Here is a 24266-nt window from a genome sequence, read left to right as displayed (position 1 = left end):
GTTAGAACCCCTTCCATGAAACAACCCATTCCAACCAACTTGATCCTCGGTTTCCTCGGCGTTGGCAAGACCACCGCCATACTGGATCTGCTGAAAACCAAGCCTGAGGGCGAAGTCTGGGCCGTGCTCGTCAATGAGTTTGGCGAAGTCGGCATTGATGGCGCCATGCTCCAGACTGAGGGCGCCTTCATTCGGGAGGTGCCTGGTGGCTGCATGTGCTGTGTCGCCGGTCTGCCCATGCAGATGGGTTTGAATATGCTGATCCACAAGGCCAAGCCAGACCGCCTGATCATCGAGCCCACCGGCCTTGGGCACCCGGCAAAAATCCTGGAAACCCTGACCGGCGAGCACTACGCCGACGTGCTGGCATTGGGCCCCGTAATTACCCTGGTGGATCCGCGCAAACTGGAAGACACCCGGGTGTTGGAGAACGTTCAGTTTCGGGATCAGGTGGCGGCCGCGGATATTCTGGTGGCTAACAAAACGGATGTGGCTTCGCCGGAGCAAATCGAAGGCTTTGATCGCTGGGCCGCTGCCCTGGCGCCGGCTAAGAAGGCGATTTTCAAAACCCATCATGGCCGGCTTAGGTCCGAGTGGCTGGATGGCGAAACCAGCCTGCCCGCGGTCAGCTCACCCCATGCCCACGATCACCATCACCAGAAGACGGTAGCCCCCGCGCCGGACATCCAGGAGCAGCCGTGGCAACTGGTTAGAAACGAAGGGCAGGGCTATGTCAGCCTGGGCTGGCGAGTTCACCCCGAGATCCAGTTCGACGAGCAATCGCTCATGGCGCTGGCGATGGACAGCCGATTTGAGCGTTTCAAGGCTGTGGTTCACTGCCTTGAGGGCTGGCGGACCCTGAATATGGTCGATGGCTCACTGTCTATATCAGAAAGCGACGCCCGTGAGTTGTCCCGACTGGAAGCCATCAGCGCAGAGCCGCTGTCGGACGCCGAGCTGGATCAGGCAATGAAAGCGGCGGCCGGCCTGGCAGATGAGTGTGTTGCAACACCATGACTGAGTGCCCGGTGTGCGAGCAGGGCCAGTTGGAAGATTTCCAGGTGGTCAAGGCCCAGCAATACCTGCGTTGTCAGGTCTGTGAGGCCACTTTGTTGGCGCACGGCTGCCGCCTGTCAGCTTCTGAGGAACGGGCGATCTACGATTTCCATGAAAACGAGGCTGAGGATCCCGGCTATCAAAAATTCCTGAGCAAGCTGACCGAACCGCTGCTGGAGCGTCTCCAGCCGGGAATGGCGGGCCTGGACTTTGGCTGCGGGCCAGGGCCGGCACTTGCCGGTATGCTCACCGAGGCGGGCATGGCGATGAGTCTTTACGATCCCTTTTTCCACGACTCCGACCAGGCGCTGAAGCGCCAGTACGATTTCCTGACCTGCACCGAGGTGGTTGAGCATCTTCATCAGCCGGCCCAGGTCTTCCGCCAAATGGATGGCCTGCTCAAACCCGGTGGCTGGCTAGGCGTCATGACCTGTTTCCAGACCGACGACGCCCGCTTTGCCAACTGGCACTACCGGCGTGATCCCACCCATGTGGTGTTTTACCGGGAGCGCACGCTGGCGGTTATCGGCGATCAGCTCGGGTGGGAGTTGGTGGTGCCGAGAAAGGACGTGGCCTTGTTCCGGAAGCCTCGCTAACGCTTCAATCCCTGGATTGGGGCAGGGCGGGGCAGGCCGGCACGGAACAGTGGTCTGGATGTACTCGGTCTGATTGCGATTCCACTTGTGATTCGAACCGATCCGGTGCCAGCGCGGCAGCGCACTGTTGCGCGATGGCAGCTTCGTCGTTGCAGCCCAGCTCACCCAGAGTGTGGGCAAGGTTGTTCCAGCCCACCGCTTCGTTCGGGAATTTTGTGACCAGACGGTCAAAATGCTTGCGCGCTTGCTGCACATGCTGGCGAGTGTAGGCGATGTTGCCCTGGCCCAGAATGGCGGCGGGCTGATCCTGCCAGCGGCGTTCGGCTGTGCGATAGGCGGTCATGGCGGCATTGGTGCGCCCGGTGGTTTCCAGGTCGTTGGCGGCACTCAGGTACTGCAGTGCCGTCGCCGTCGCCGGGATCTGGTCCGGCGGCAGGATCACCGCCGCCCAGTTATCGGACCTGGCCCAGGTGTTGGCGAACACTTCCACGCTGGTCTCGTGACGCTCGCGGGTGCCCGTGTGCAGGATGATGGTCTGCTTTTCCGGATCGAAACCCATCACAACCGCAAAGTGCCATTGTGGCCACCAGTTGTAGAAAAGGTTCTGCATGACCAGCACCGGGTTGCCGGCCTCCACCTCACGCAGCAGGCTCTCAAGCTCGCCATCCAGGGTATAGACCAACATGTTGTGGGACCGTGCCCCGGCCACCATTTCCACCTGCAGAGAGCCTTCCCGGCCGGGTATATACACCAGATCTCGCAGTATGTCCGGATTGGTATTCAGGCCCTGACTGTTGAGCATCATTGCCAGGGCAGCCGGGCCGCACTGGTAAAGCTCCTGGGGATAGAAGGGGACGTCGTTCAGCACCGTGCGCGTCTGCAGCGACGCCGTACTGTCGTCAGCGGCAGGCCACTTGGGGCTTGTGCTGCAGCCGGCCAGCAGCAGGATCAGTAATAGACTGACCAGGCGACTGGCCGGCTTGGGTGGGAAGAGAAAGAACACTTACCTGATACAGTTCACGAACGGGAAGATGTTGGTTGCGCAGAGCATGTCCGTAACAATGAACACCAGCAGGAACAGCACAATGACGCCAACGACACCCTGGCCTGCAGGCGCTTCCGCCAGCTGCTGCTCAAACTCCGCCAGTTCCTGTGGTGTGAGATTCTGAATGCGGTCCCGAACCTGATCTTCGCTGACGCCCATATCGGCCAGCTTATCCTGCACTTCCTGTTGCTCCAGCATATCCATCAGCTGCTGACGATCGAGCTGGACTTCCTGTCCGGTAATCATTTCTCCAGTGCCGACCATGGCGGCAGTGGCTGTGGAGGACCATACAGAGCCCAGGCTCAGCATCAAGGCCATGAAAAACGAAACGTACCTAAGGTGTTTTCTAATACCGGACATCTTTGGCTCCTGTTTCTGATTGGTGTGATCTGACCATAGACCAGACATAGGTAATTGTTCAACATACGGTTTGGTCATCATCCGGATCCGCTCCCCGCAAAAAAGTAAATGTGCTGAACCATTTCGAAAGTTTTGAGCCTTCTCTCAAGCGAACAAACCCTTACAAAAAACACTTCTTTGACGCTATCGCCTGGCCTTGACTGTTTCTAAACTAGCCAGATCAACCATTTACAGAAAAGTGACTCGTGAACACTCTAATCTTCCTGTGCTCGCATCTGTTTAGCCTGAGGTTGTTGGTGGTTCTTGCGGCGGTGGTGTTTGCGCTGGCGGGAGAACAACTGGAATTTCTCAGCTGGGCCGACCGGGTTTTTCTCGGCCTGATGGGGGCCCCCGACGCCGGCAATGGACCAGTCCCCATACCGCTTGGTGGGATGTCGAACATTCTGGCGGCACGAGCCCTGTCCGAGCCCCTGTGGACCGATCTGGCCATGGGCATCGCCCTGGTCGGCTCCTCGTTTTACCTCGCGTTTGCCGTTCCGAGAATGGGCGTGGCGGTCGCTTTGCCAGTAACATTGCTTCTGGGAGGTTCATTGGTAGTGCTTCAGGCCGCGCTGACCTTTTATCGGAACGAGTGGCTGCCGCTGGGCGAGGTGATCACTCTGTTGGTCGCGGGTTTCGTGGTAATGCTGTTTTGGCTGCAGCCCAATCGGGAAATCCGGTCGCTGGAGTCGAACGTGCAAGAGGCGCGGCTGCAGTTGGCTCGGCTGTTGCTGCAACAGGGCAATACGGATGAAGCGGTTAACGCGTTGCAGGGCTGCCCCACCTGTGATGCCGCTCTGGAGCTACGATACGACATTGCGATCCAGCAGGAGCGCAAGCGTCAGTATGAAAAAGCCATCGCGAGTTACGGCCATATCCTGGAGCAACGGAAGAACTTCCGGGATGCCAGTGAGCGCCTGTCGGCATTGGAGAAATTGTCGACCGAGTCTGCCTTGGTCCAGCCCAGCGGATTCGACAGCACCCGCACGCTGTTGATGCCGGAACAGTCCCTGAGCCGCCCCACCCTGGGCCGCTATGAAATCGAGCGGGAGCTGGGGCGGGGCGCCATGGGCGTCGTGTTCCTGGGCAAGGACCCGAAAATCGCCCGCACCGTAGCCATAAAGACCCTGAGCTACCAGGCTTTTGATGATGGCCATCTGCCGGAACTCAAAGAGCGTTTCTTTCGGGAGGCTGAGGCCGCCGGCCGGCTTGATCATCCTTCCATCGTGACCGTGTACGACGTTGGCGAAGAAGCCGACCTCGCCTACATCGCCATGGACTATGCCCAGGGCCGCCCGCTCAGCGACTTTGGCAAGCCGGGTCGGCTGCTGCCGTTACCAACGGTGCTTGAGATTATCGCCCGGGCGGCGGATGCGCTGGCCTACGCCCACAGCAAGAAGGTGGTCCACCGGGATATCAAGCCGGGCAATATCATCTATAACCCGAACGATGGGGCCATCAAGATCACCGATTTCGGGATCGCCAAGATCTCCGACGATTCCCGCACCAAGACCGGCAGTGTCATGGGCAGTCCGTTGTACATGTCGCCGGAGCAGCTCAAAGGGCAGAAGGTAACCGGTGCTTCGGACATCTACAGTCTTGGGGTCACGCTCTACAAGCTGGTGAGCGGGGCGACGCCCTACCAGGGCGATACTCTGGCCAACCTGACCTACCAGATTCTGAACAAGCGCCCGCGCAGTGTGCGCGAATTCAATGCCGAGCTTCCCAATGGCGTGGTGCGGTTGATCAACAAGGCGATTCAGCGCGAACCGGATAAGCGTTTTGCGTCCGCCGCCACTATGGCCGAGGCGGTACGCCGTCTGGCGGTCAGAGAAGCCAGGGAGGTGTCGTCATGAGCATAACGGTTGCAGGGCGAAGTCACACCGGAGCTATCCGGGAAAGCAATCAGGATGTGGCTGTGTGGCAGGTTCGCGAGGATGCCTGCGCGGCCCTGATGTTGGTTGCCGATGGCATGGGTGGCTATCAGGGCGGCGAAATTGCCAGCCGGCTGGCGGCTGACGCGGTCATGGAGTCACTCACACCGCGACTGTTTTCGGGGGATCTGGATCAGCAGGAAATGAGTGCCCACGACAACCTGATGGCAGCATTCGCTCTCGCCAACCAGCGAATTCAAGATCGCCGGGCCGAAGACAGCCAGCTCGACAAGATGGGTACCACCCTGGTGGCGGCCTGGCTGGATGGCACTACTGCCCACATCGCTCATGTTGGTGATTCCCGGTGCTACCTGATTCGAAAAGGGAAGGGCACCTGCCTGACCCGGGATGACACCGTGGTCCAGAACATGCTCGACGATGGCAGCATTTCCGAGGCCGATGTCCCCAATGTGCCGTTCAAGAACGTACTGACCCGGGCCGTGGGTGCCATGGAGCCGCTGGAAATCAGCTACGCCCGGCAGACCCTTGAGCCCGGCGACAGCCTCATGTTGTGCTCCGACGGATTAACCAATTCGGTGTCACAGCCGGAGTGGGAAGACATCATACAGCAGGCTGACAGTGGCGAGTCTGCGGTTGAAGCACTGATTGAGACAGCCCTGGACAATCTGGCATCGGACAACGTGTCCGTTGTGTTGTTGACCCTGAACTAAGCAGAGGAACCTGAGATGGCAACCTTTTCACAGCTGGTGGATAACGTGGTGGTAAACACGTTCGAGCTGGATCAACCCGAAACCCGAATCGGGCGGCGCGCCGAAAATGATATCCAGATTGATGAGATCTCGGTGAGTGGTCAGCATGCGGTAATTGAGGCGGTGCCGAACGCCTACCTGGATGACACCATCGATTACTACATCACCGACAGTGACAGCACCAACGGCACCTTCGTGAACGACATCCGCCTGGAGAGCCGCCAGCGACTGAACAGCAACGACATGGTTCGGGTAGGTTGGAACGAATTCCGTTTTGTCGACGAAGAAGAGAATTCCCTGGAGAAAACCGCTTACATTCTGGACTGAAAGCCCCACCGGGGCACATTAAGAAGGACTCAGCGTTGGCGGTTCATGACCAGGTTCGAGAAGCGCTGTAACAGGCTTGAAGCGACTGGCGCAGGCTCGGCGGCCGCCAACAGGGCGTTCGGATCCAGATTCTCGGCAATCAGCTCCGGCGCCTGGACATTCAGATAGCCTTTCATGACTGTGTCGGTGAATTCCGGATGGAATTGCACGCCCCAGGCACATTCGCCAACCCGAAACGCCTGATGTGGTTCGAAGTTGCTTCGGCCTAGCAGAACGGCACCTGCGGGCAGTCCAAGTACCGACTGCTTATGGGTCAGCTGGGCCTTGAAGGAGCCCGGAAGAGTCGCGAACAGCGGGTCTGCAGCGGCTTCGGCAGTCAGCTCAATGGAGCGGGTGCCAGTCTCCCGACCTTCAGGATGGTAGCCAACCTCGCCACCCAGAGCGTGGGCGAGGAGCTGATGCCCGTAACACACTCCGAAGACCGGAATCTGCTGTTTAACCGCCTCGGCTAGCCAGCGTGCCGTGTTCTCGCTCCAGTCAGCGTGATCGCTGACCATGGCCGGAGAGCCGGTGACCACAATGCCATCCCATTGCTCGGGCGAGCCTGGCAGCTCGCCCTGCTCCACATTGATAACCGTGAGCGCCAGGTCCGACGACAGGCCACGAACGAACCAATCCTCGAAATCACCATGAACCTCCCGAATGCTGGGGTAGGTGGTTCCGGTCTTGAGGATGACAACCCGGGCCGGCTGGCTCTGTGGGCGTGGTTCGCTCATGTTGGCTTCCTGTTGGGCCTGTGGCTTATTCCGCCTGTTCCGGCAGTTCGGCGTTGTGGAAGATGTTCTGCACGTCGTCCAGGTCGTTCAGCATGTCATAGAACTTCTCGAACAGCGGAACGTCGTCGCCTTCAACCGGTGTGGTGGTCTTTGGCAGGAACTGGATTTCGTCGGCGTCGAAGTCGATGCCTTCGAACGCATCGGTCAGCGCCTGACGGGCCTTGGCATACTCGGTGTTCGGGGTGAATACCGTGATCAGGCCATCTTCGTTTTCAATGTCAGTTACGTCGACGTCGGCGTCCATCAGGGCTTCTAGTACCGTCTCTTCATCCTCGCCCTTGAAGGCGAAAATGGCACAGTGATCAAACATGTGTGACACGGTGCCGGGGGTGCCGATCTTGCACTTGGTCTTGGTAAAGGCGAGGCGAACATCACCAAAGGTGCGGTTCGGGTTGTCGGTCAGGCAGTCTACGATCACCATGCAGTTGCCGGGTCCATAGCCCTCATACCGAGCCGCGGAATAATCTTCGCCGGCGCCGCCCTTGGCTTTATCGATGGCCTTCTCGATGACGTGAGACGGAACCTGGTCTTTCTTGGCACGGTCAATCAGTCCACGCAGGGACAGGTTGCCGTCCGGGTCTGTGCCACCGGATTTAGCGGCCATGTAAATCTCACGACCGTACTTGCTGTAGACCTTGGTTTTTGCCGCGGCCGTCTTGGCCATGGATTCTTTGCGGTTCTGGTAGGCTCTGCCCATCTGCGCTGCCTCTTGTTTCTTATGAAAGGGCGGAATTTTACTGAACAAATCCTGAAGGGAACAGGCTTATTTGGCAGGGAGTTCGAAACCGTGGTTTAAGCCTTGGATGAAATTGTTGTAAGGAAACGCAGGTTTAATCTCCTTGCTGCAACAAAGGCGCATTCAGAGTGTCTCTGTAGTGGGGACGAGGGAAGTTAACGGTGGTCCCCTCAGAGTAGTTCCCGTGGCCGGGGATGGTCGGCCATAAAAGGGAGGGTAACTCGATGACAAAACTGCTTATTGGATCCTTGGCCCTGGCAGTGTTGCTGCCTTACACCTCGGCAACCGCCGACCAGTGGGAGCGGCAGAAGGAACGCCAGCAAATGATGATGGACGGCCAGCCAGGCATGCACTCGGATGACACCATGATGCGGCGCCAGAGTCGCACCGGAATGGGGCGTGAAATGAGGCTGGAACCGGGCGGTCGGACAACCATTGAGGATCTGGAAAACATGCCCCCGACCGCCGCAGGCGAGGAAGAAAAAAAAGACATGATGGACCGGGACCGGAAGTACAAGAAAGGCTCCGATCCTCGAGGCGGGGGTGGCGGCGGTTACTGACCGGTGTCAACCTTCCTGGAACAGCCGTCCGGGGCTGTTTCTGTCCGATCAGACGTAGTCTACGGGGCGGCGGTAGTTCTCTTGCGTCATCAAATCGATCCCACATTCCATGTCGCCGACCCAATCCAAAAAGCGATTCACCATGGTTTCCCCCTCAAAGCGCTTGCCGTGTTGGGGCACGATCATATCCACCTCAAGATCCCTGATCATGTTTGCCCAAAGGCGGCAGACTTTTTGTGAAGCGATGTAGCGGCGGTGAAAGCCGATCATGCTAGGAATGTGCCGATCGAAATCCTGCACGGGCAGATGTTCATCCTCACCACCCATTGACGCTCCCAGGTCACCTGAAAACAGAATTTTTGAGACCGGGTCGTAGAACTGCAGATTTCCAACCGAGTGCATGAAGTGTGCAGGAAGGCATTGGAGGTAGGAATCCCCAAACTTCACATTGGCGCCGGCGTCGGGCACGCCTACGATGCGATCATAGACGCTGCCACTTAACTTTGTGGTCACGTAGCTGGATACGAGGTGCGGTAAAAATCGAGCCCACAATTTTGAGGTCACGATTTTGGCTTTCGTGTGAACGATCCAGCGATCAATGGCGCCGATGATGTCTGGATCCTGATGGGAGGCAAACACATAGTCCATGTCACGAAGGTTCATGTATCGCGAGGCAGCCACTGAGAGCGGCGTATAGGTAAGATCACCGCCTGGATCAATCAGGGCTTCGTGTTTGCCATCGACCACAAGAAACTGATTGGACTGGACACCTTCGCCAGTCACCAGTGAATCAAACATCAGACATTTGTGGTGTCCGTTATCAAACAGAACAATCGGCTCGATTGCCATAGCGGTCTCCCGTTTGGTGTGGAGTCGCCGGCCACTTGGGCCGGGACTGCGGAGGGAGCGGAGATTACAAGATCGGCCAGGCGAGGCGTTTGCTGCAGGTCAAAAAACGGTTTTTCTTGCACTAATCGTCTGAATTTTCGATTTTTTTTTGTTATGCGAGCTGCGGAACGCGTTTAAGGCCCCGGCGAATACCCTGCTCAAGTGTGGCGCTTACCACCCGACCGGTGAATGGCACAACGTCCTCGAAAATGATGGTGTAATTGATGCGCGTCTGACCCTCAGCCGTGTCTTCGAATCGGATCCGGCCGAGATGGTTTTTGATCGGGCTCGTGCTGGTGATGGTGTACTCGATCAGTGAATCTGGTTCAAAGCTCAGTACCGTTTCCTTCAGACCAATCGGCCCAATACCGATTTTTCGGACCGACCCTATGCCGTTGGGGTCAGCCTGGTCGCTGTCCTTGATGCGCTTGACCGGAGCGCCGAGCAATTGACCAAAACGCTTGTGGTCGGCAAACAGGGCGAACACCCGGTTGCGGGGCACGTTAAAGGTTTCGTTGATTTCAATGGTATAGGAGGCCATGGGTTCACTCTTATTGTAGGTGCTGTCAGGTTAGACGTTTTTTTCTCAAGGGTATCCGTTTAATTTTTCGAACAAAAGTCGCCGTAATGGCCAGATGTGACTCTGGCCCGAATCGCAGTGCTCAGTGCAAAGAGCTCAGTGCCTCGCCGTGTGCCGGTAATCACGGGGCGATTGTCCCATCACCTTCTTGAATAACCGGGAAAAATAGTAGGCATCGTCGTAGCCCAGGCGCCTGCTGATGTCCGCGAAGCTCAGATTGCTGGTATCCAGCATTTGGCACGCCCGTTCCACTTTCAGGTGTAGGAAATGCTGGATTGGTGAGCTGCCGGTCTGCTCCCGATAGCGGGTGGCAAAGTGCGCCGGTGACAGGCCGGCCAGATCGGCCAGTTGATCCAGCGAGACCCGCTCATCCAGGTGCTCGCGCATGTAATTGTGGATGGTATCCAGCTCCGCCTGTTGTTCACGGCTGGTTTCATCGGCGCTCAGGGGCACCGCCGCCATCAGCTGCCGCAGGCGGTTGGCGGCGTGGATCAGGCCCCGGGCCCGGAAACCGGTCTGGCGCACCGACAACAGTCCGTTGAAATCCACGAGCAACCGGGGCTGTCGGCCCAGATGGCGGATGCGAGTGTTGCCAAAGCCCATGTAATGACGAAATTCCTCAGCCAGAGGCCCGGTGTAATGCACCCAATGGATTGTCCATGGGTTGTCCGGGTCCGAGGTGTAGCGATGGTGGGCGCCGGCTGGCAGTAGCAGCAAGTCCCCGGGGCCTACGGTGTAAGGCTCGCCCAGCACGTTCAGGAACGCCTTGCCTTCGGTGCAGTAGATCAAAAGATAGTCGCTGTGGTGTTCCCGGTGCATGTGGTGCCCAACCGCGCGGCGGTAGTGGCCAAATGCCAGGGGGTACAGGTCCTGAGTCAGGGGATGACTGGCCAATAGTTTAATGATGGGGTCCGGTACCACGTAACGGACGCTGTCCTGGGGTACCGGCCACTGTGAGGTTTGGGGCATCGTAGTCGCCATAAGTCGAATGCGAGATCGAAAGATAGTCCATCAGGAGCGAAATTTAGTCAATCACTCTTGCGTGAGCACCGTGCTAGTCTTCTTATCATCGTGGTCAGAACCCGCGGGTTTTGGCTTGCTTTCCTCATAACAACAAACAGGGCCTTCAACATGAAAAACGTACCTCTGTACCTCGCTGGTGAATTTATTCAAAGCCAGACCCAGGATTGGATCGACGTTACCGATCCCGCCACCAACGAAGTGATCGCCAAGGCTCCGTGCACTACCCACGCGGAAATGGAGCAGGCTATCAAGTACGCGGGTGAAGTCTTCAAGACCTGGAAAGAAACCCCGGTATCCGAGCGCGCCCGTGTAATGCTGCGCTACCAGGCTCTGTTAAAAGAGCACCACGACGAGATTGCCGAAATTCTGTCGCAAGAGACCGGTAAAACCTTCGAAGACGCCAAAGGCGATGTCTGGCGCGGTATCGAAGTGGTTGAACATGCCGGCAATGTGGCCTCACTGATGATGGGTGAGACCGTTGAGAACGTAGCCCGGGAAGTGGACACCCACTCCTGGATCCAGCCACTGGGCGTATGTGCCGGTATTACCCCGTTCAACTTCCCGGCCATGATTCCCCTGTGGATGTTCCCGATGGCAATTGTTTGCGGAAACACCTTCATTCTGAAGCCGTCCGAGCAGGACCCGCTGACCCCGATGCGTCTGGCTGAGCTGTTTGAACAGGCCGGTGCACCCAAGGGTGTTCTGCAGGTTGTTCACGGTGGCAAAGAGCAGGTAGATGTGTTGCTGACCGATCCGGCCATCCGTGCCGTGTCCTTCGTTGGCTCCGTACCGGTTGGCCGATACATCTATGAAACCGGTACCCGCAACATGAAGCGTGTACAGAGCTTCGCCGGTGCCAAGAACCACATGGTCATCATGCCGGATGCCGACAAGCAGCAGGTTATCAATGCCTTGGTAGGGGCCTCCGTTGGCGCTGCCGGTCAGCGCTGCATGGCGATCTCCGTTGCCGTATTCGTGGGCGAAGCCCAGCAGTGGATTCCAGAACTGAAAGAAGCCATGGCCAAGGTTCGGCCGGGTGCCTGGAACGATTCCGGCGCCAGCTACGGCCCGATCATCAGTGCCAAAGCCAAGGACCGCGTTGAGTCCCTGATTGCCACTGGCGAGGCCCAGGGCGCCAACCTGCTGCTGGACGGCCGCGGTTGCACCGTTGATGGTCTGCCAGACGGCAACTGGGTGGGACCGACCCTGTTCTCAGGCGTGACCACCAAAATGGACATCTACAACGAAGAAATCTTCGGCCCGGTTCTGTCCTGCATGGAAACCGACAGCCTGGGTGAGGCCATCGAGCTGATCAATAACAGCCCGTATGGCAACGGCACCTCCATCTTCACCTCTTCCGGTGGTTGTGCCCGTCGCTTCCAGCACGAGATTGATGTGGGTCAGGTGGGTGTGAACATCCCCATCCCGGTACCCCTGCCGTTCTTCTCCTTCACCGGTTGGAAGGGCTCCTTCTACGGTGACCAGCACGCCTACGGCAAGCAGGCTGTGCGTTTCTACACCGAGACGAAAACCGTCACTTCACGCTGGTTCTCCAGCGAGGCCAGCACCGAAGCGAACTTCTCTATCCAGTTGCGTTGAGTGTGTTGAAGGTGGGGTAACTTGGGCCGGAACCTGTTTCCGGCCCCCTTTTTTCCCCGCCATTACCAGCCTACTTAGATCTGGAGTGATTCGATGGACTTTAACCTGACCGAAGACCAGCTGGCGTTCCGGGAAGCAGCACGTGCGTTCGCGGAGAAATCCATGGCGCCGCACGCGGCCAAGTGGGACGACGAGCATATCTTCCCCGTGGACGTGATGAAGGAAGCCGGCGAAATGGGCTTTATGGGCCTGTACACGCCGGAAGCCCTGGGCGGTATGGGCCTGTCCCGGCTTGATACCTCGGTGATTGTCGAGGAACTGGCCGCAGCCTGCCCCTCCACCGCGGCCTTCATCACGATTCACAACATGGCGACCTGGATGGTGGCTAGTTTTGCTTCTGACGACCTGAAACAGGAAGTGGTGCCCAAACTCGCCCGTGGCGAGTGGCTGGCGTCCTACTGCCTGACCGAACCCGGAGCCGGGTCCGATGCGGCCAGCCTGCGCACCAAAGCGGTCCGTGATGGCGATGACTACCTGATCACCGGCAGCAAGGTGTTTATTTCCGGGGCCGGCAGTACCGACATCCTGGTGCTGATGGCCCGTACCGGAGCGCCGGACAGCGGCTCCAAAGGCATTTCCACCTTTGTGATCCCGGCCGACACCGACGGCATCACCTACGGCAAGAACGAAGAAAAAATGGGCTGGCGCAGTCAGCCAACTCGCATGATTAGCCTGGAGAATGTACGCGTTCCGGCCTCTTATCGTGTGGGCGAGGAAGGCGACGGCTTTGCCATTGCGATGAAAGGCCTCGACGGTGGCCGCCTGAACATCGCCACCTGTTCCCTCGGTGGCGCCCAGGCGGCACTGCTGCGGGCCCGCAACTACATGCACGAGCGTGAACAGTTCGGTAAACCGCTGGCGGCCTTCCAGGCCCTGCAGTTCAAGCTCGCCGACATGGCGACCAACCTGGTAGCGGCCAGGCAGATGGTGCGGTTGGGTGCGTTCAAGCTTGATAGCGGCGACACCGAAGCCACGCTGCACTGTGCCATGGCCAAGCGATTCGCCACCGATGCCTGTTTCGAGATAGTCAACGAAGCCCTGCAGCTGCACGGCGGCTATGGCTACATCCGCGAGTACCCCATTGAGCGTTATCTGCGGGATCTGCGGGTGCACCAGATTCTCGAGGGCACCAACGAAATCATGCGCCTGATTGTCGCCCGTCGCCTGCTCGAAGACGGCGTGGCCGAAGCGATCCAATGAGGCGATACAAAGAGAACCAAGAACACCGCAAGGAAAGGGGAGACAGACAATGAGCGATCTGATTCAGCTCGAAAAACGCGGACACATTGCGGTACTGACGATCAATAATCCGCCGGCCAATACCTGGACGGCGGAGTCCCTGCCGGCACTCAAGGAAACCATCCGTGAACTGAACGCCGACCGGAACATCTTCGCACTCGTGGTCACCGGCCAGGGTGAAAAGTTCTTCTCGGCCGGTGCCGACCTGAAAACCTTCGCCGACGGCGACAAGGCCCGGGCTAACCAGATGGCGCAGCTCTTCGGTGAGGCCTTTGCCGAGCTCAGCAAGTTCCGTGGCGTTTCTATCGCGGCGGTAAACGGCTACGCCATGGGCGGCGGCCTGGAATGTGCCATGGCCTGCGATATTCGCATTGCCGAAGAACACGCCCAGATGGCCCTGCCGGAAGCTGGTGTTGGCCTGCTGCCGTGTGCCGGTGGCACCCAGAACCTGCCCTGGCTGGTGGGTGAAGGCTGGGCCAAGCGCATGATTCTGTGCGGCGAGCGAGTCAAGGCCGACAAGGCCCTGCAGATTGGCTTGGTGGAAGAAGTGGTTCCCTCGGGTACCAGCCTGGATAAGGCTTTGGAGCTGGCGGAAATGGCCTGTAAGCAAAGCCCGTCCTCAACGGCCCGCTGCAAAACTCTGGTGATGAGCGCCCGCGACGGCCGCAGCCACGACGACGGCTGGCGTATGGAGCGCGAACTGTTCGTGGAGCTGTTCTCCACGGAAGACCAGAAAGAAGGCGTGAACGCCTTCCTGGAAAAGCGCACACCGGACTGGAAAAACCGCTAACAAATTGCTGGAGAGCCGCTGCCGGGCGGCGGCTGAAGGAAACGCTATGACTGACCAACCCATTGTCTTTGAAGAGTGGACCACCGGTGACGACGCACTGATCGCCGTGGCCCGCCTGAATACGCCGAAAGCGCTCAATTCCCTGTCGCTGGAAATGATTCGCCTGCTTACATCCCAGCTCAAGCGCTGGGCCGAAGATCCGCGCATTGGCGCGGTCTGGCTGGAAGCGGAAGGTGACAAGGCATTCTGCGCCGGTGGCGACATCGTGGCCCTGTATCGCAGCATGACTGAGCCCCAGGGCGCCAGCGAAGGCGAAGCTTTCTTCACCGAAGAGTATGAGCTGAATTACCTGCTGCACACCTTCCCCAAACCCATCGTGTGCTGGGGTCATGGCATCGTCATGGGTGGCGGCATGGGTATCATGGAAGGCGCCTCGCATCGTGTAGTTACTGAAAAGTCCAAGCTGGCCATGCCGGAGATCACCATTGGCCTTTACCCGGATGTTGCCGCTGGCTGGTTCCTGAACCGCACGCCTGGCCGTACCGGGATGTTCCTGGGCCTGACCGGCGCGCGCATGAACGGTGCCGACGCAGTCTTTACCGGACTGGCGGACCGCTTTATCAAGCATGAACTGAAAGCCGATGTCGTCAGTGAGCTCCGCAAACAAGCTTGGCAGGGCGAGAACGCACATGCCGTGGTTGGCAGCGTTCTGCGTCAGTTTGAGCAGCAAAGTTCTGATGCAATGCCGGAATCGCCGATCCGCAGCCATTACGACGAGATCAATCGCGTCACCGATGCCGATTCCCTGGAAGCGGTGGTCAGCCAGCTCAACGAGCTGTCTGGTGGTGACAGCTGGTTGGCCAAGGCGACCAAGTCGCTGGCGTCGGCGTCGCCCACGTCTCTGGCTCTGGTTTGGGGCCATCTGCACGGCTGCAAGCACAACAGCCTGAAGGAAGTTCTCGATAAAGAATTGGTGTTGTCGAAGAAGTGCCTGAGCAAAGGCGAATTCGCCGAAGGCATCCGGGCACTGCTGATTGATAAGGATCAGCAGCCGCGGTGGCGCTACGCGTCGCTGGCCGAGATGGACAGCGCCTGGATGGACGACTTTTTCAACGCATAGCCAAAAGGCCACCGACAGCGGTGGCCCACTCAACCGACTAGAACAATAAGGAGAAGGGATATGGCAACGATTACCTTTATTGGCCTCGGCAACATGGGTGGCCCCATGGCCAGCAACCTGGTGAAAGCCGGGCACAACGTCACCGTTTTTGATCTATCGAAAGAGGCGGTGCAGGCGCTGGTTTCCGAAGGCGCAAAAACCGCGGACACCGCGCACGAAGCTGCGCAAGGTGCCGAATGCGTCATTACCATGCTGCCCGCCGGCCAGCACGTGGAAGCAGTTTACCTGGGTGATGATGGTCTGTTGGCGAAGCTTCCCGAAGGCACCCTGGTGATCGATTCTTCCACCATTGCCCCGGAAACAGCGCGTGGTGTGGCTGAAGAAGCCAAGGCCCGCAACATTCCGTTCCTGGATGCGCCGGTCTCTGGCGGTGTTGGCGGCGCAAAAGCCGGCATCCTGACCTTCATCTGCGGTGGCGCCGACGATACCTTCGCCAAGGCCAAGCCGATTCTCGAGGCCATGGGCAAGAACATCTTCCACGCCGGCCCCCACGGCTCCGGCCAGGTCGCCAAGATCTGCAACAACATGCTGCTGGCGATCCTGATGGCCGGCACCAGCGAAGCGCTGGCGCTTGGCGTGAAGAACGGCCTGGATCCGGCTGTCCTGTCGGAAATCATGAAGCAGAGCTCTGGTGGCAACTGGGCGCTGAACGTCTACAACCCGTGGCCGGGTGTGATGGAAAACGCGCCCGCCTCGCGTAATTACGAGGGCGGCTTCCTGGTCAACCTGATGACGAAGGATCTGGGGTTGGCGTTCGACAACGCGGTGAAAAACCAGGCTTCCATCCCCATGGGCTCACTGGCTCGTAACCTGTTCTCGATCCACGCAGGGCAGGGCAACGGCACGCTGGACTTCTCCAGCATCCAGCGCCTGTACAAGCCGGAGTAACGATTGCCGGAAGCTCTACACGTTTCGGGGTTTTTCGGCGATGACAGACCTACTGGCCTGACGGCAACCAATGCCGTCAGGCCAGTAGGTCTGGACTGATTTCATTGTCGCACCGGCCCGAAATTTCAAAGGTGCGCACGTTATCCAGGGTAATGGCGACGATGTTATTGAGCGCGTCCTCGGTGAAGAACGCCTGATGGGCAGTGATCAGCACATTGGGAAAGGTCAGCAGGCGCATGAAGACATCATCCTGAATAACCTGGTCAGACAGGTCCTCGAAGAACAGGTCTGCTTCCTCCTCGTACACATCCAGCCCCAAATGACCGATTTTTCCGGATTTGAGCCCATCCAGCACTGCCCGGCTGTCCACAATGGCGCCGCGGCTGGTGTTGATCAACATCACGCCCGGTTTCATTTTCGCAATGGAGGCGTCGTTGATCAGGTGATGGGTGTCCGGCGTGAGCGGGCAGTGCAGCGATATCACGTCCGCCTGCTCGAACAGATCATCCAGGTCCGTGTACTGAACCCCTAACGCTTTGCAGCTATCGCCCTCCATCGGATCATGAGCAATGACTCTCATGCCAAAGCCGACCAGTATCTGCGCCAGAACCAGTCCGATTCTGCCGGTTCCGACGATGCCGGCGGTCAGGCCATGCAGATCAAACCCCATCAGGCCGTGCAAGGTGAAGTTGCCTTCCCGAACCCGGTTGTAGGCGCGATGGATCTTGCGGTTGAGAGAGAGAATCAGCGCCACCGTGTGTTCTGCCACCGCATGGGGCGAGTACGCGGGTACCCGGACTACGGTCAGACCGAGTCGTTGTGCTTCGGGCAGGTCCACATGGTTGAACCCGGCGCTGCGGAGCGCAATCAACCGGGTGCCGTTGTCCGCCAATTGCCTCAGCACCGGCGCTGAGAGATCATCGTTCACAAACGCGCAGACGGCCGGGTAGCCAGCGGCCAGAAGAGCCGTCTGGCTGTCCAGGTGCGGTTCGAGGAATTCCAGCTCATGTTGGCCCGATTGGTTATGGCGCTCGAAGAAGTCCCGTTCGTAGGACTTGGTGTTGAAGATGGCCATTTTCATAAGGGCCTCCGGGAAGCCGGTTAGCGGGGTAGGTGACGACCGGGAAAGTTAGCGACAATTCCTTCTACGGAGTCCATGGTTGGCTCACCAAAGCGCCGGATCATTGAATGCTTCAACGCAGCGAGTGACGCCTGGCAGGGGCTTAATTTCAATGCCTGTCAGGGACAGACCCAGCCAACCCTCCGGATACGTTAATTCAAAAGGTGCTGTCGCTATCTCCTGGGAGACAGGCTTGAAGCCCACCTTTGAATAATAGTTCGGATCGCCATAGGTGAAGACAAGGTCCACACCGAATTTACCCATTTGCTCAATGCCGAACCTAATAAGCTGCTGGCCGACGCCTTGGCCCTAATACCCTCGGGAAACCTGGCGTACAAACCCGGACTCATCCCGAATTCCAACCCTGTTGCCATCCGGGTCACTGATGTTGATGGTTCGGCCCCAGGAGCTTTCGTGGATTGAGGCCTCTATGCCCCAGGCTCTGATTTCTGCCAGCGCAGCTTCCAGGTCTTCGACATTGAAGCGCAACTTGAAGCTGCCTTCCTCCGGTGACTTGATCCCTCGCTTGGCCTTGCCGCCTTGCTCGACCATCAGGTAGCCGTCGCCATACTCCAGGCAGGTGAGCTTGAAGTCGTCTTCGTTCTTCTCGAATAACAGCGGCAGACCGAACAGATCGCGGTAGAAGGCAACGCATTCTGCGTAGTTCTCGGTGTTCAGGATGATGCCGTAGCGGGCTACGTTCGCGTACATAGCTATTTACTCTGCTTAATGCCTTGGGCTGGGAGGGTTAGACACGGATCATCACTTTCTACAAAGCAGGCCGCTTCGCCAATAGCGCCCAAATACCCGCCGTTGTAAGCAGCGCGCCACCCGTGAAGTTAAACCGAAGTTGTGCTTTGGGAGAGGCAAGCAGGCGCCGGGCGGACGATGCGAAAACGGTGTACAGCGTCGCGTTGATGGTCGCCAGAACCACAAAGGTGACTGCGAGCAGCCACAGTTGTGCCGTGCTGTTTGCGCCTGGTGTGATGAACTGCGGCAGGAACGCCATGAAAAACACCATGCCCTTGGGGTTGAGGGCGGTAACCAGGTAGGTGTTGACGAACAGCTTCAAGCGGGACGAGGAATAATCGGGGGCAAAGGATTCGGTCGGCACCAAGCCGGAGCGAAACAGCTTAATCCCGAGGTAGAGAAGGTAACAGCCGCCTGCCACTTTCACAGCCGTGAACCAGAAGGCCGACATCGCTAGCAGGGTGCCCAGCCCCACAATCGATGCGAACAGGGCAGTGGAATCGCCGAGTGCGACAGCAGCAACGAGTGGGATATTGGCTTGACGCCCGTGGGCGATGGAATAGCTGATTACCGCCAGGATCGTGGGGCCTGGGATAACCAGCAATACTGCCGATGCAACAGCGAACGCAAGCCAGGACTCAAGTACCATAGTGACCGTCTACATCCTATCTAGTATCGTTAAAAGCGTGATGGGTTAGTTTCTCCCCATCAATTTTCGCCCCGCGTAAGAGTCATGAGCAGTTCATCCAGGCGCTCCAGTGTGGAGGCCATTCCCTCTTCCATGCCCATTTCTATGATGGTTTCCAGATCCTTGCGCGATTCGTGGGTCACAATGGTCTGTACAAGCGTATGCTCCGCAATGTCCGTAAATGTGACGTCCCATTTCGACCTTGGCAGCTCCATATTCAATGCGCCAGTCTCATCACAAAAGCCATCAATCGCAGTATAACCGTCGATTGGTCTGATCGTTTGATAATCGAGACGAGATCCGAACTCCTGGCCCTCGGGACTGATCATCACGTAATGCCAATACCCGCCTTCTTGGAAATCCATTGTTTTCGTTTTAGTAGTAAAGGTTTTCGGCGAAAACCACTGGTCGAGAAGTTCTCTTTTAGTGTGGCAGTCCCACACCAGCTGCCGGTTAGCGGCAAACTCTCGTTTGATTGTGAGTGTGTTTTTGGTCCTGTCTACAATGAAATCGAATTGGAGATTAGGTTTCATTATTTTCCCCACTCAAAGTCGTCAGTAAGTTATCGAGGTTTTCATACCGGTTTTCCCTGTCGAGCTTGCATGTCCGAATGCGTCCGATCTTCTGCGAAACAATCAGGCCGGAGGCTTCTAGCACACCGATGTGCTTCATAAACGATGGCAGCGCCATGTCGAACGGTTCAGCCAGTTTGCTGACCGTCGAAGGCACCTCGATCAGGCAGACAGTGAATCAGCCAAGCTTCGCAGCAATTTCCCGCCATCCCCGCGCCACGCGCTCCCATGCATGCACGCGAGCGTGGTCGGCTGGGTAGCGGCCAAACGCTCAAGCATCGCGTCAGCGTTTCGGGTGTGGGAGAAGTAATCCATCTTATGTCGGAAGGCTTCGCTGGGGCCCAGAATGTCGGATTCGGTGAGCGCAGGGAGCTTACTGCCACCCTGGGTAAACAGATCGCCGCAGAGCAAGGTGCGAGTTGTCTCTTCGGTCAGAAAACCGCACTCCCAGGCGTGCGGTAAGTGAGGGGCATCGAACCAGCGGACAGCATGGGTCCCCAGCGTAATCAGCTCACCATCGGCCATCGCTCGGGGGCTTCGATCAGCAAGGTCTTCGATCGACACCATCGCTGCGACGCGCCCGCAAAGGGGCACCGCATGGGGAGCAACCGCAAGCCACTCGTTAAGAGACCCGCACTCATCGGACTCGACGTGTGAAAAGCCGATATACCGAAGCCGTTCAACCGGCAGGATGCTGGCGACCGCTTCCCGCACGAGCGAAAACATCTTGCGTGGCCCGGTGTGGAACAGCAGAGGTTCATCATCCAGGATCAGGTACTGGTTGAACGAGAAGCCGCTGCCCGGGATTGAAACCGGGGTGTTGATTCGAAAGATACCGTCGGAAACCTCGTGAACATTGGTGCCCGACTCTCGGTTGGTGACACCCATAAGCTCTCCTTGTCATGCCGTCGAAGAACGCTCCGTTGATTAACTCGCTTCTTTTCATAGAGCCCTGCTGGAGTAGGGCACTCTCGGCCTGTTCCATGAGCATAGAAGCAATCGTTGAGGCTAGCCACGTTGAAGCTTTTGCCCGTCGAGAAACCCCGAGTTCTAGCGGGTGTAAAAAAATATCGTTGCTGCCTGTCAACCATTCACCCCCTCATGCGTTTTAACCCCAGAGCATCGGATTTGTGATTCGGGTCTGTCGAGCGCACGGCAGAATTTGCTCGCGGCGTGTCCCGGGAACGCCCTTTATCAACCGTCAGGGTTAAAACCATCAGGAGTAGTCTCATGAAACAATGGAGCCTTTGGGCGTTTCTCTTTCTCGGCAGTGTTCTATTAACCGCCTGCGGCGGTGGCAGCGACAGCAGTTCTTCTGAAACCGGTGAGCTGCAGTTGATGCTGACCGACGCCGAAGAAGATTTCCTCACCTATCAGGTCACGCTCCAGCAGGTTCAGCTGGAACGGCGCGACGGCACCACCGTGAACGTGCTGCCGCTGGCCACCGAGGTGGACTTTGTGCAGTATCAGGACCTGAACGAGGTGTTCGCGGTGATGAGCATTCCGGCGGGCCGGTATGAGAGCGTTACGCTGAGCATGGACTACACCGATGCCGAGATTGTGATTCAGGACGATACCGGGACCAGCTACATGGCGGACGTGGTGGATGGCGACGGCCAGCCGGTCACCACGCTGGATGTGGATTTGGATCTGGGTGACGGTGACACCATCAACATTCGCCCGGGCCGGTTAGCCCGCCTGACGCTGGATCTGGATCTGGCGGCATCCAACCACATTGTTTCCTTCGAGCCAGCTTTGGTGGAAGTGGAGCCCTTCATCATGGCCCGCGCCATCGTTGATGAGGATCGGGAACATCGGGTGCGGGGCTTGCTGAAGCGGGTGGACGAAGCCGGCTCTAGTATCAGCCTGAACGTTCGGCCCCTGCGGCTGCGCCGGGGTGGCTTTGGCGATTTCACCTTCCAGGTGGATAACGACACCCTGTACGAGATCGATGGCACCGAATACAGTGGTGACACCGGCCTAAGCGCGATGGCCGCATTGGCAACGGACACCCCGGTAGTTGCCTTTGGCGAATACGATGCCCGGCTGGATGGCCAGCTCGCCAGCCATGTAATTGCTGGCTCCAGCGTTGCCTGGTCCGGCAAGGACGTGCTTAAAGGCGTTGTCCGCGCTCGTAACGGCAACACCCTGACCATCGGTGGCGCCGTGGTGGAGCCGGACGATCAGGCCGCAGCCTTCCTGACTGAAATCACCCTGATGGTGGACAGCGAAACCCCGGTTACCGGCTATCGGCTGGGCGATGCCACCATCGATAACCTCTCAGTGGGCCAGCGCATCCTCGCCTTGGGTCAGTTCAAAAGTGACCAGTTTGAGGACGACCAGTTCGATGCCACCGACGGCCTGGTGCGAATGAAGCTGAACCGCATAGTTGGGCAGGTGAACGCGCCTATGCCCCTGGCGTTGGACCTGGCCTGGATCAATCGTCGCCCGGTGGCAAGATACGATTTCGCGGGCACCGGTATGAGTGACGTTGAAGACGCCGATCCTGCCAACTACGAGATCGACACCGCCACTCTCGATACCAGCGGCATCACCACAGACGAGTGGATTCAGGTGCGCGGTTACCCAACTGCCTTTGGCAGCGCGCCCGAGGATTTTGATGCGGTTTCAGTGATCAATCCGTCGCTGGAGTCGGCCATTGCCAAGTTCGTCGCCCACTGGGAAGAGGGAGTAGCTGGCGGAGTTACGGTGCAGGGCAATGACCTGGTGTTGGATACCGCGAACGCTCGCTCCTATCTGCACCTGCGTGGTTTGCCGGCGGTAGTCACGGCCCAGTTCGAGCTGACCTCAATTACCGGCGATACCAACGAGGGCCGCTTCGCCCTGTTGACCCGAGGCGAGGGCATTCGGCTGTACCGGAATTACATCGACTTCGTGACCGCTGTGTCGGCTAAACTCAACGCCGGGCACACTGTTCGCCACCTGAGCGCGAGCGGTAGCTACAGTGACAGTAGCGAGCGGATGGTCGCCACCGGGATAATGGTTCGACTGTAAGCTCCTGGCCCGGGTAGGATTCCGGTAAACAACAAGAAAACCGACAAAGCGAAACGAATGAGCGACCAGCGTATTGAGCAGTTCCTGGCATCGGTGGAGAGGCGCGCCTATCGCATGGCGCGTCTCGCCACCCGTAACGATGCCGATGCGCTGGATATCGTGCAGGATGCCATGATGAAACTCGCTATCAATTACGGTGACCGTAGCGAGGAGGAGTGGAAGCCGCTGTTTTATCGGATCCTGGAACGACGGATACTCGACTGGCATCGACGAGAGAGTGTCCGCAATCGCTGGTTCTTCTGGCGCAAGGGAGATGGCGACGATGAGGACCAGCAGGACGTAACGGAGAACGCCAGTGACGGCGGCGCAGGTAACCCCTACGCCGCTCTGGCCTTCGAGCGGAGCGGGCAGGCGGTCATGGAGGCGATCGAGGCCTTGCCACTGAAACAACAGCAGTGTTTTCTGCTGCGATGCTGGGAGGGCTTATCGGTGCAGGAAACGGCGGACATCATGGGGGTAAACCCCGGCAGTGTAAAAACCCACGCCCACCGGGCGCTGCAGAAACTGACACGCGTGATAGAGCACCACGGCCATGAATGAATCCAACGGTCACGACAGAAACGATAAAGAAAGAATCGATCAAGAAAGAAACGATCAGGACTGGCAGGACGCCGAAGGAGTCCGCCGGGTACTGGATGCGAGCAACGAACAGCTCCCCGGCGACATCCAGGCTCGCCTGCGACAGGCCCGGGAGGCTGCAGTTGGCGCTAAATCCTCGCCGGCATGGCAGTCGAAAGCCGCGTGGTATGGCGCTGCAGCGAGCGTTGCACTGGCCGTCACCATCGGCCTGCTGTGGCCCGAAGACTCGGCAACGGACTTGGCGGATGAGGAAATGCTCTATGCCATGGCGGAACTGGGAGAAGAAGAATGGTCCGTGGTTCGGGATCTGGAGTTTGTATATTGGCTGAGCGAGCAACCCGATGAGGCACCTGAAGATGCGAAGCGGTCTGCTGATCGGCCTGGTTAGTATCGGGCTGGCAACCGCAAAAGCGGACGAACCACCCCCGAGCGCAGATTTCCTGGCGTTCCTGGGTGAGATGGAGCGAATTGATGGTGAATGGGTGGACCCCATGAGCGTGGAAACGATATCGCTCTCTAATCACGGTGAGAGTGCGGTCGAGGGTGGCCAAGAGGGTGCAGAAGGGGGTTCAGACAATGAATAAATTGACTCAATGGCTCCGTTACGGGCTGGCCGCACTGGTGTTGGTGTCATGTGGTGCCGCAGCCCAGAGCTGGGATAGTTTGCCGCCAGACGTACAGCACCTGCTGGCTTCGCAACAGCGTCAATGGGATGAGCTGCCCAGCGAGCGCAAAGCACGGCTGATGAAAGGTGCCGAGCGGTGGTTGGAGCTCTCGCCGAAGCAGCGTGAGCAGGCCCGGGGACGCTTCCAGCGCTGGCAAAAACTGTCACCGCAACAACGCACAGCGCTGCGGGAAAAACTCATGCGCTTCCGTAGCCTGCCGCCTGAGCAGCGCAAGGCGCTGCAACAACGGCTGCAACGATTTCAGTCTATGTCACCGGAGCATCGCCAGCAATTGCGCCAGCGCTATCAGCAGATGACGCCCGAGCAGAAACAGCGCCTGCGGCGCCGGATGATGCGGCAGTCAAAGTGAA

Annotated in this window: 29 protein-coding genes; 16 read left to right on the top strand and 13 right to left on the bottom strand. The window is 58.3% G+C overall.

Annotation, left to right across the window (positions count from 1 at the left end; genetic code table 11):
* Positions 1-15 precede the first annotated feature (15 nt).
* Together FCS96_RS12380 and FCS96_RS12375 are read left to right on the top strand one after the other, a co-directional pair.
* Positions 16-1017: a CobW family GTP-binding protein gene (locus FCS96_RS12380; RefSeq protein ID WP_138440686.1), complete on the top strand. Its 1002-nt coding sequence runs from the start codon at positions 16-18 to the stop codon at positions 1015-1017.
* Entirely contained in the window at positions 1014-1652 is a 639-nt protein-coding gene (locus FCS96_RS12375) for a class I SAM-dependent methyltransferase (RefSeq protein ID WP_138440685.1), read from the top strand. Before FCS96_RS12380 ends, FCS96_RS12375 begins: the two co-directional genes overlap by 4 nt.
* Before the next feature lie 4 nt (positions 1653-1656).
* On the opposite strand, the gene FCS96_RS12370 is transcribed toward FCS96_RS12375, so the two are convergent.
* Positions 1657-2655: a PA2778 family cysteine peptidase gene (locus FCS96_RS12370; RefSeq protein WP_138440684.1), complete on the bottom strand. Its 999-nt coding sequence runs from the start codon at positions 2653-2655 to the stop codon at positions 1657-1659.
* Positions 2656-3015: a PA2779 family protein gene (locus FCS96_RS12365; protein ID WP_228264111.1), complete on the bottom strand. Its 360-nt coding sequence runs from the start codon at positions 3013-3015 to the stop codon at positions 2656-2658.
* A gap of 287 nt (positions 3016-3302) precedes the next feature.
* Here FCS96_RS12365 and FCS96_RS12360 point away from each other — a divergent pair, with 287 nt between their 5' ends.
* From FCS96_RS12360 to FCS96_RS12350, 3 genes are read left to right on the top strand one after another with little or no spacing between them, the layout of a single operon-like run.
* A complete protein-coding gene (locus FCS96_RS12360; protein ID WP_228264097.1) occupies positions 3303-4952 on the top strand; it encodes a serine/threonine-protein kinase in 1650 nt (549 codons plus the stop codon).
* Positions 4949-5701, top strand: coding sequence for a PP2C family protein-serine/threonine phosphatase (locus FCS96_RS12355; RefSeq protein ID WP_138440682.1), 753 nt, complete (start codon positions 4949-4951; stop codon positions 5699-5701). Before FCS96_RS12360 ends, FCS96_RS12355 begins: the two co-directional genes overlap by 4 nt.
* Before the next feature lie 15 nt (positions 5702-5716).
* Positions 5717-6067, top strand: coding sequence for an FHA domain-containing protein (locus tag FCS96_RS12350; protein WP_138440681.1), 351 nt, complete (start codon positions 5717-5719; stop codon positions 6065-6067).
* A 29-nt stretch (positions 6068-6096) separates the two neighbouring features.
* Here FCS96_RS12350 and FCS96_RS12345 read toward each other — a convergent pair whose 3' ends face one another.
* Both FCS96_RS12345 and FCS96_RS12340 read right to left on the bottom strand, forming a co-directional pair.
* Positions 6097-6843: a glutamine amidotransferase gene (locus FCS96_RS12345; protein WP_138440680.1), complete on the bottom strand. Its 747-nt coding sequence runs from the start codon at positions 6841-6843 to the stop codon at positions 6097-6099.
* Positions 6844-6868: 25 nt separating this feature from the next.
* Entirely contained in the window at positions 6869-7600 is a 732-nt protein-coding gene (locus tag FCS96_RS12340; protein WP_138440679.1) for a YebC/PmpR family DNA-binding transcriptional regulator, read from the bottom strand.
* A gap of 263 nt (positions 7601-7863) precedes the next feature.
* On the opposite strand from FCS96_RS12340, the gene FCS96_RS12335 reads away from it, so the two are divergent.
* Entirely contained in the window at positions 7864-8199 is a 336-nt protein-coding gene (locus FCS96_RS12335) for a hypothetical protein (RefSeq protein ID WP_138440678.1), read from the top strand.
* Positions 8200-8247: 48 nt separating this feature from the next.
* On the opposite strand, the gene FCS96_RS12330 is transcribed toward FCS96_RS12335, so the two are convergent.
* From FCS96_RS12330 to FCS96_RS12320, 3 genes are all read right to left on the bottom strand, one after another.
* Positions 8248-9048, bottom strand: coding sequence for an oxygen-binding di-iron domain-containing protein (locus tag FCS96_RS12330; protein WP_138440677.1), 801 nt, complete (start codon positions 9046-9048; stop codon positions 8248-8250).
* 151 nt (positions 9049-9199) lie between these two features.
* Complete coding sequence (locus tag FCS96_RS12325) at positions 9200-9628, bottom strand: SRPBCC family protein (protein ID WP_138440676.1); 429 nt, start codon at positions 9626-9628, stop codon at positions 9200-9202.
* 135 nt (positions 9629-9763) lie between these two features.
* A complete protein-coding gene (locus tag FCS96_RS12320) occupies positions 9764-10636 on the bottom strand; it encodes an AraC family transcriptional regulator (protein WP_138440675.1) in 873 nt (290 codons plus the stop codon).
* Positions 10637-10798: 162 nt separating this feature from the next.
* Between FCS96_RS12320 and FCS96_RS12315 the strand changes: the two genes are divergently transcribed.
* The 5 genes from FCS96_RS12315 to mmsB all read left to right on the top strand — a co-directional run bounded on the left by FCS96_RS12315 (position 10799) and on the right by mmsB (position 16446).
* The gene (locus FCS96_RS12315) at positions 10799-12289 is read left to right on the top strand and encodes a CoA-acylating methylmalonate-semialdehyde dehydrogenase (RefSeq protein ID WP_138440674.1); all 1491 of its coding nucleotides are present in this window, start codon (positions 10799-10801) and stop codon (positions 12287-12289) included.
* Positions 12290-12382: 93 nt separating this feature from the next.
* On the top strand, positions 12383-13549 hold the full coding sequence (locus tag FCS96_RS12310) for an acyl-CoA dehydrogenase family protein (RefSeq protein ID WP_138440673.1): 1167 nt from the start codon (positions 12383-12385) through the stop codon (positions 13547-13549).
* Positions 13550-13598: 49 nt separating this feature from the next.
* A complete protein-coding gene (locus FCS96_RS12305; RefSeq protein WP_138440672.1) occupies positions 13599-14378 on the top strand; it encodes an enoyl-CoA hydratase in 780 nt (259 codons plus the stop codon).
* A 46-nt stretch (positions 14379-14424) separates the two neighbouring features.
* Positions 14425-15498: an enoyl-CoA hydratase/isomerase family protein gene (locus FCS96_RS12300; protein ID WP_138440671.1), complete on the top strand. Its 1074-nt coding sequence runs from the start codon at positions 14425-14427 to the stop codon at positions 15496-15498.
* 60 nt (positions 15499-15558) lie between these two features.
* A complete protein-coding gene (mmsB, locus tag FCS96_RS12295) occupies positions 15559-16446 on the top strand; it encodes a 3-hydroxyisobutyrate dehydrogenase (protein ID WP_138440670.1) in 888 nt (295 codons plus the stop codon).
* A 76-nt stretch (positions 16447-16522) separates the two neighbouring features.
* Here the strand turns inward: mmsB and FCS96_RS12290 are convergent, their stop codons facing one another.
* The 6 genes from FCS96_RS12290 to FCS96_RS12260 form a co-directional block, all read right to left on the bottom strand.
* The gene (locus FCS96_RS12290) at positions 16523-17527 is read right to left on the bottom strand and encodes a 2-hydroxyacid dehydrogenase (RefSeq protein WP_138440669.1); all 1005 of its coding nucleotides are present in this window, start codon (positions 17525-17527) and stop codon (positions 16523-16525) included.
* Between the two features lie 84 nt (positions 17528-17611).
* A complete protein-coding gene (locus FCS96_RS12285) occupies positions 17612-17830 on the bottom strand; it encodes a hypothetical protein (protein WP_138440668.1) in 219 nt (72 codons plus the stop codon).
* Positions 17831-17875: 45 nt separating this feature from the next.
* The gene (locus FCS96_RS12280; protein WP_138440667.1) at positions 17876-18277 is read right to left on the bottom strand and encodes a VOC family protein; all 402 of its coding nucleotides are present in this window, start codon (positions 18275-18277) and stop codon (positions 17876-17878) included.
* Positions 18278-18335: 58 nt separating this feature from the next.
* Positions 18336-18965, bottom strand: a complete 630-nt coding sequence (locus tag FCS96_RS12275) for a LysE family translocator (RefSeq protein ID WP_138440666.1) — start codon at positions 18963-18965, stop codon at positions 18336-18338.
* A 59-nt stretch (positions 18966-19024) separates the two neighbouring features.
* Positions 19025-19537 carry an SRPBCC domain-containing protein gene (locus FCS96_RS12270; RefSeq protein ID WP_138440665.1) on the bottom strand — a complete coding sequence of 171 codons (513 nt, stop codon included), beginning with the start codon at positions 19535-19537 and terminating at the stop codon, positions 19025-19027.
* A gap of 201 nt (positions 19538-19738) precedes the next feature.
* Positions 19739-20464 (bottom strand): oxygen-binding di-iron domain-containing protein, encoded by a 726-nt coding sequence (locus FCS96_RS12260; RefSeq protein ID WP_138440664.1) that lies wholly within the window; start codon positions 20462-20464, stop codon positions 19739-19741.
* A 342-nt stretch (positions 20465-20806) separates the two neighbouring features.
* Here FCS96_RS12260 and FCS96_RS12255 point away from each other — a divergent pair, with 342 nt between their 5' ends.
* The 5 genes from FCS96_RS12255 to FCS96_RS12235 are packed head-to-tail and all read left to right on the top strand — an operon-like array spanning position 20807 to position 24265.
* Positions 20807-22591, top strand: a complete 1785-nt coding sequence (locus tag FCS96_RS12255) for a DUF4382 domain-containing protein (protein WP_138440663.1) — start codon at positions 20807-20809, stop codon at positions 22589-22591.
* 57 nt (positions 22592-22648) lie between these two features.
* Complete coding sequence (locus FCS96_RS12250) at positions 22649-23191, top strand: RNA polymerase sigma factor (protein ID WP_138440662.1); 543 nt, start codon at positions 22649-22651, stop codon at positions 23189-23191.
* A complete protein-coding gene (locus FCS96_RS12245; protein WP_138440661.1) occupies positions 23184-23618 on the top strand; it encodes a DUF3619 family protein in 435 nt (144 codons plus the stop codon). Before FCS96_RS12250 ends, FCS96_RS12245 begins: the two co-directional genes overlap by 8 nt.
* Complete coding sequence (locus tag FCS96_RS12240) at positions 23587-23814, top strand: hypothetical protein (RefSeq protein ID WP_138440660.1); 228 nt, start codon at positions 23587-23589, stop codon at positions 23812-23814. The genes FCS96_RS12245 and FCS96_RS12240 overlap by 32 nt, the downstream gene beginning before the upstream one ends.
* A complete protein-coding gene (locus FCS96_RS12235) occupies positions 23807-24265 on the top strand; it encodes a DUF3106 domain-containing protein (RefSeq protein ID WP_138440659.1) in 459 nt (152 codons plus the stop codon). Before FCS96_RS12240 ends, FCS96_RS12235 begins: the two co-directional genes overlap by 8 nt.
* The last annotated feature ends 1 nt before the right edge of the window (position 24266 follow it).

The sequence above is a fragment of the Marinobacter alexandrii genome, from assembly GCF_005871205.1.
Lineage (GTDB): Bacteria > Pseudomonadota > Gammaproteobacteria > Pseudomonadales > Oleiphilaceae > Marinobacter > Marinobacter alexandrii.
The sequence above is the reverse complement of the archived record's forward strand: the minus strand, read 5'-3'. Positions and strand labels throughout refer to the sequence as shown.

Coding starts and splice junctions, on each gene's coding strand:
- FCS96_RS12380 (WP_138440686.1), top strand. CDS start 16: ATGAAACAACCCATTCCAACCAACTTGATCCTCGGTTTCCTCGGCGTT.
- FCS96_RS12375 (WP_138440685.1), top strand. CDS start 1,014: ATGACTGAGTGCCCGGTGTGCGAGCAGGGCCAGTTGGAAGATTTCCAG.
- FCS96_RS12365 (WP_228264111.1), bottom strand. CDS start 3,015: ATGGCCTTGATGCTGAGCCTGGGCTCTGTATGGTCCTCCACAGCCACT.
- FCS96_RS12355 (WP_138440682.1), top strand. CDS start 4,949: ATGAGCATAACGGTTGCAGGGCGAAGTCACACCGGAGCTATCCGGGAA.
- FCS96_RS12350 (WP_138440681.1), top strand. CDS start 5,717: ATGGCAACCTTTTCACAGCTGGTGGATAACGTGGTGGTAAACACGTTC.
- FCS96_RS12345 (WP_138440680.1), bottom strand. CDS start 6,843: ATGAGCGAACCACGCCCACAGAGCCAGCCGGCCCGGGTTGTCATCCTC.
- FCS96_RS12340 (WP_138440679.1), bottom strand. CDS start 7,600: ATGGGCAGAGCCTACCAGAACCGCAAAGAATCCATGGCCAAGACGGCC.
- FCS96_RS12335 (WP_138440678.1), top strand. CDS start 7,864: ATGACAAAACTGCTTATTGGATCCTTGGCCCTGGCAGTGTTGCTGCCT.
- FCS96_RS12330 (WP_138440677.1), bottom strand. CDS start 9,048: ATGGCAATCGAGCCGATTGTTCTGTTTGATAACGGACACCACAAATGT.
- FCS96_RS12325 (WP_138440676.1), bottom strand. CDS start 9,628: ATGGCCTCCTATACCATTGAAATCAACGAAACCTTTAACGTGCCCCGC.
- FCS96_RS12320 (WP_138440675.1), bottom strand. CDS start 10,636: ATGCCCCAAACCTCACAGTGGCCGGTACCCCAGGACAGCGTCCGTTAC.
- FCS96_RS12315 (WP_138440674.1), top strand. CDS start 10,799: ATGAAAAACGTACCTCTGTACCTCGCTGGTGAATTTATTCAAAGCCAG.
- FCS96_RS12310 (WP_138440673.1), top strand. CDS start 12,383: ATGGACTTTAACCTGACCGAAGACCAGCTGGCGTTCCGGGAAGCAGCA.
- FCS96_RS12305 (WP_138440672.1), top strand. CDS start 13,599: ATGAGCGATCTGATTCAGCTCGAAAAACGCGGACACATTGCGGTACTG.
- FCS96_RS12300 (WP_138440671.1), top strand. CDS start 14,425: ATGACTGACCAACCCATTGTCTTTGAAGAGTGGACCACCGGTGACGAC.
- mmsB (WP_138440670.1), top strand. CDS start 15,559: ATGGCAACGATTACCTTTATTGGCCTCGGCAACATGGGTGGCCCCATG.
- FCS96_RS12290 (WP_138440669.1), bottom strand. CDS start 17,527: ATGAAAATGGCCATCTTCAACACCAAGTCCTACGAACGGGACTTCTTC.
- FCS96_RS12285 (WP_138440668.1), bottom strand. CDS start 17,830: ATGGGTAAATTCGGTGTGGACCTTGTCTTCACCTATGGCGATCCGAAC.
- FCS96_RS12280 (WP_138440667.1), bottom strand. CDS start 18,277: ATGTACGCGAACGTAGCCCGCTACGGCATCATCCTGAACACCGAGAAC.
- FCS96_RS12275 (WP_138440666.1), bottom strand. CDS start 18,965: ATGGTACTTGAGTCCTGGCTTGCGTTCGCTGTTGCATCGGCAGTATTG.
- FCS96_RS12270 (WP_138440665.1), bottom strand. CDS start 19,537: ATGAAACCTAATCTCCAATTCGATTTCATTGTAGACAGGACCAAAAAC.
- FCS96_RS12260 (WP_138440664.1), bottom strand. CDS start 20,464: ATGGGTGTCACCAACCGAGAGTCGGGCACCAATGTTCACGAGGTTTCC.
- FCS96_RS12255 (WP_138440663.1), top strand. CDS start 20,807: ATGAAACAATGGAGCCTTTGGGCGTTTCTCTTTCTCGGCAGTGTTCTA.
- FCS96_RS12250 (WP_138440662.1), top strand. CDS start 22,649: ATGAGCGACCAGCGTATTGAGCAGTTCCTGGCATCGGTGGAGAGGCGC.
- FCS96_RS12245 (WP_138440661.1), top strand. CDS start 23,184: ATGAATGAATCCAACGGTCACGACAGAAACGATAAAGAAAGAATCGAT.
- FCS96_RS12240 (WP_138440660.1), top strand. CDS start 23,587: ATGCGAAGCGGTCTGCTGATCGGCCTGGTTAGTATCGGGCTGGCAACC.
- FCS96_RS12235 (WP_138440659.1), top strand. CDS start 23,807: ATGAATAAATTGACTCAATGGCTCCGTTACGGGCTGGCCGCACTGGTG.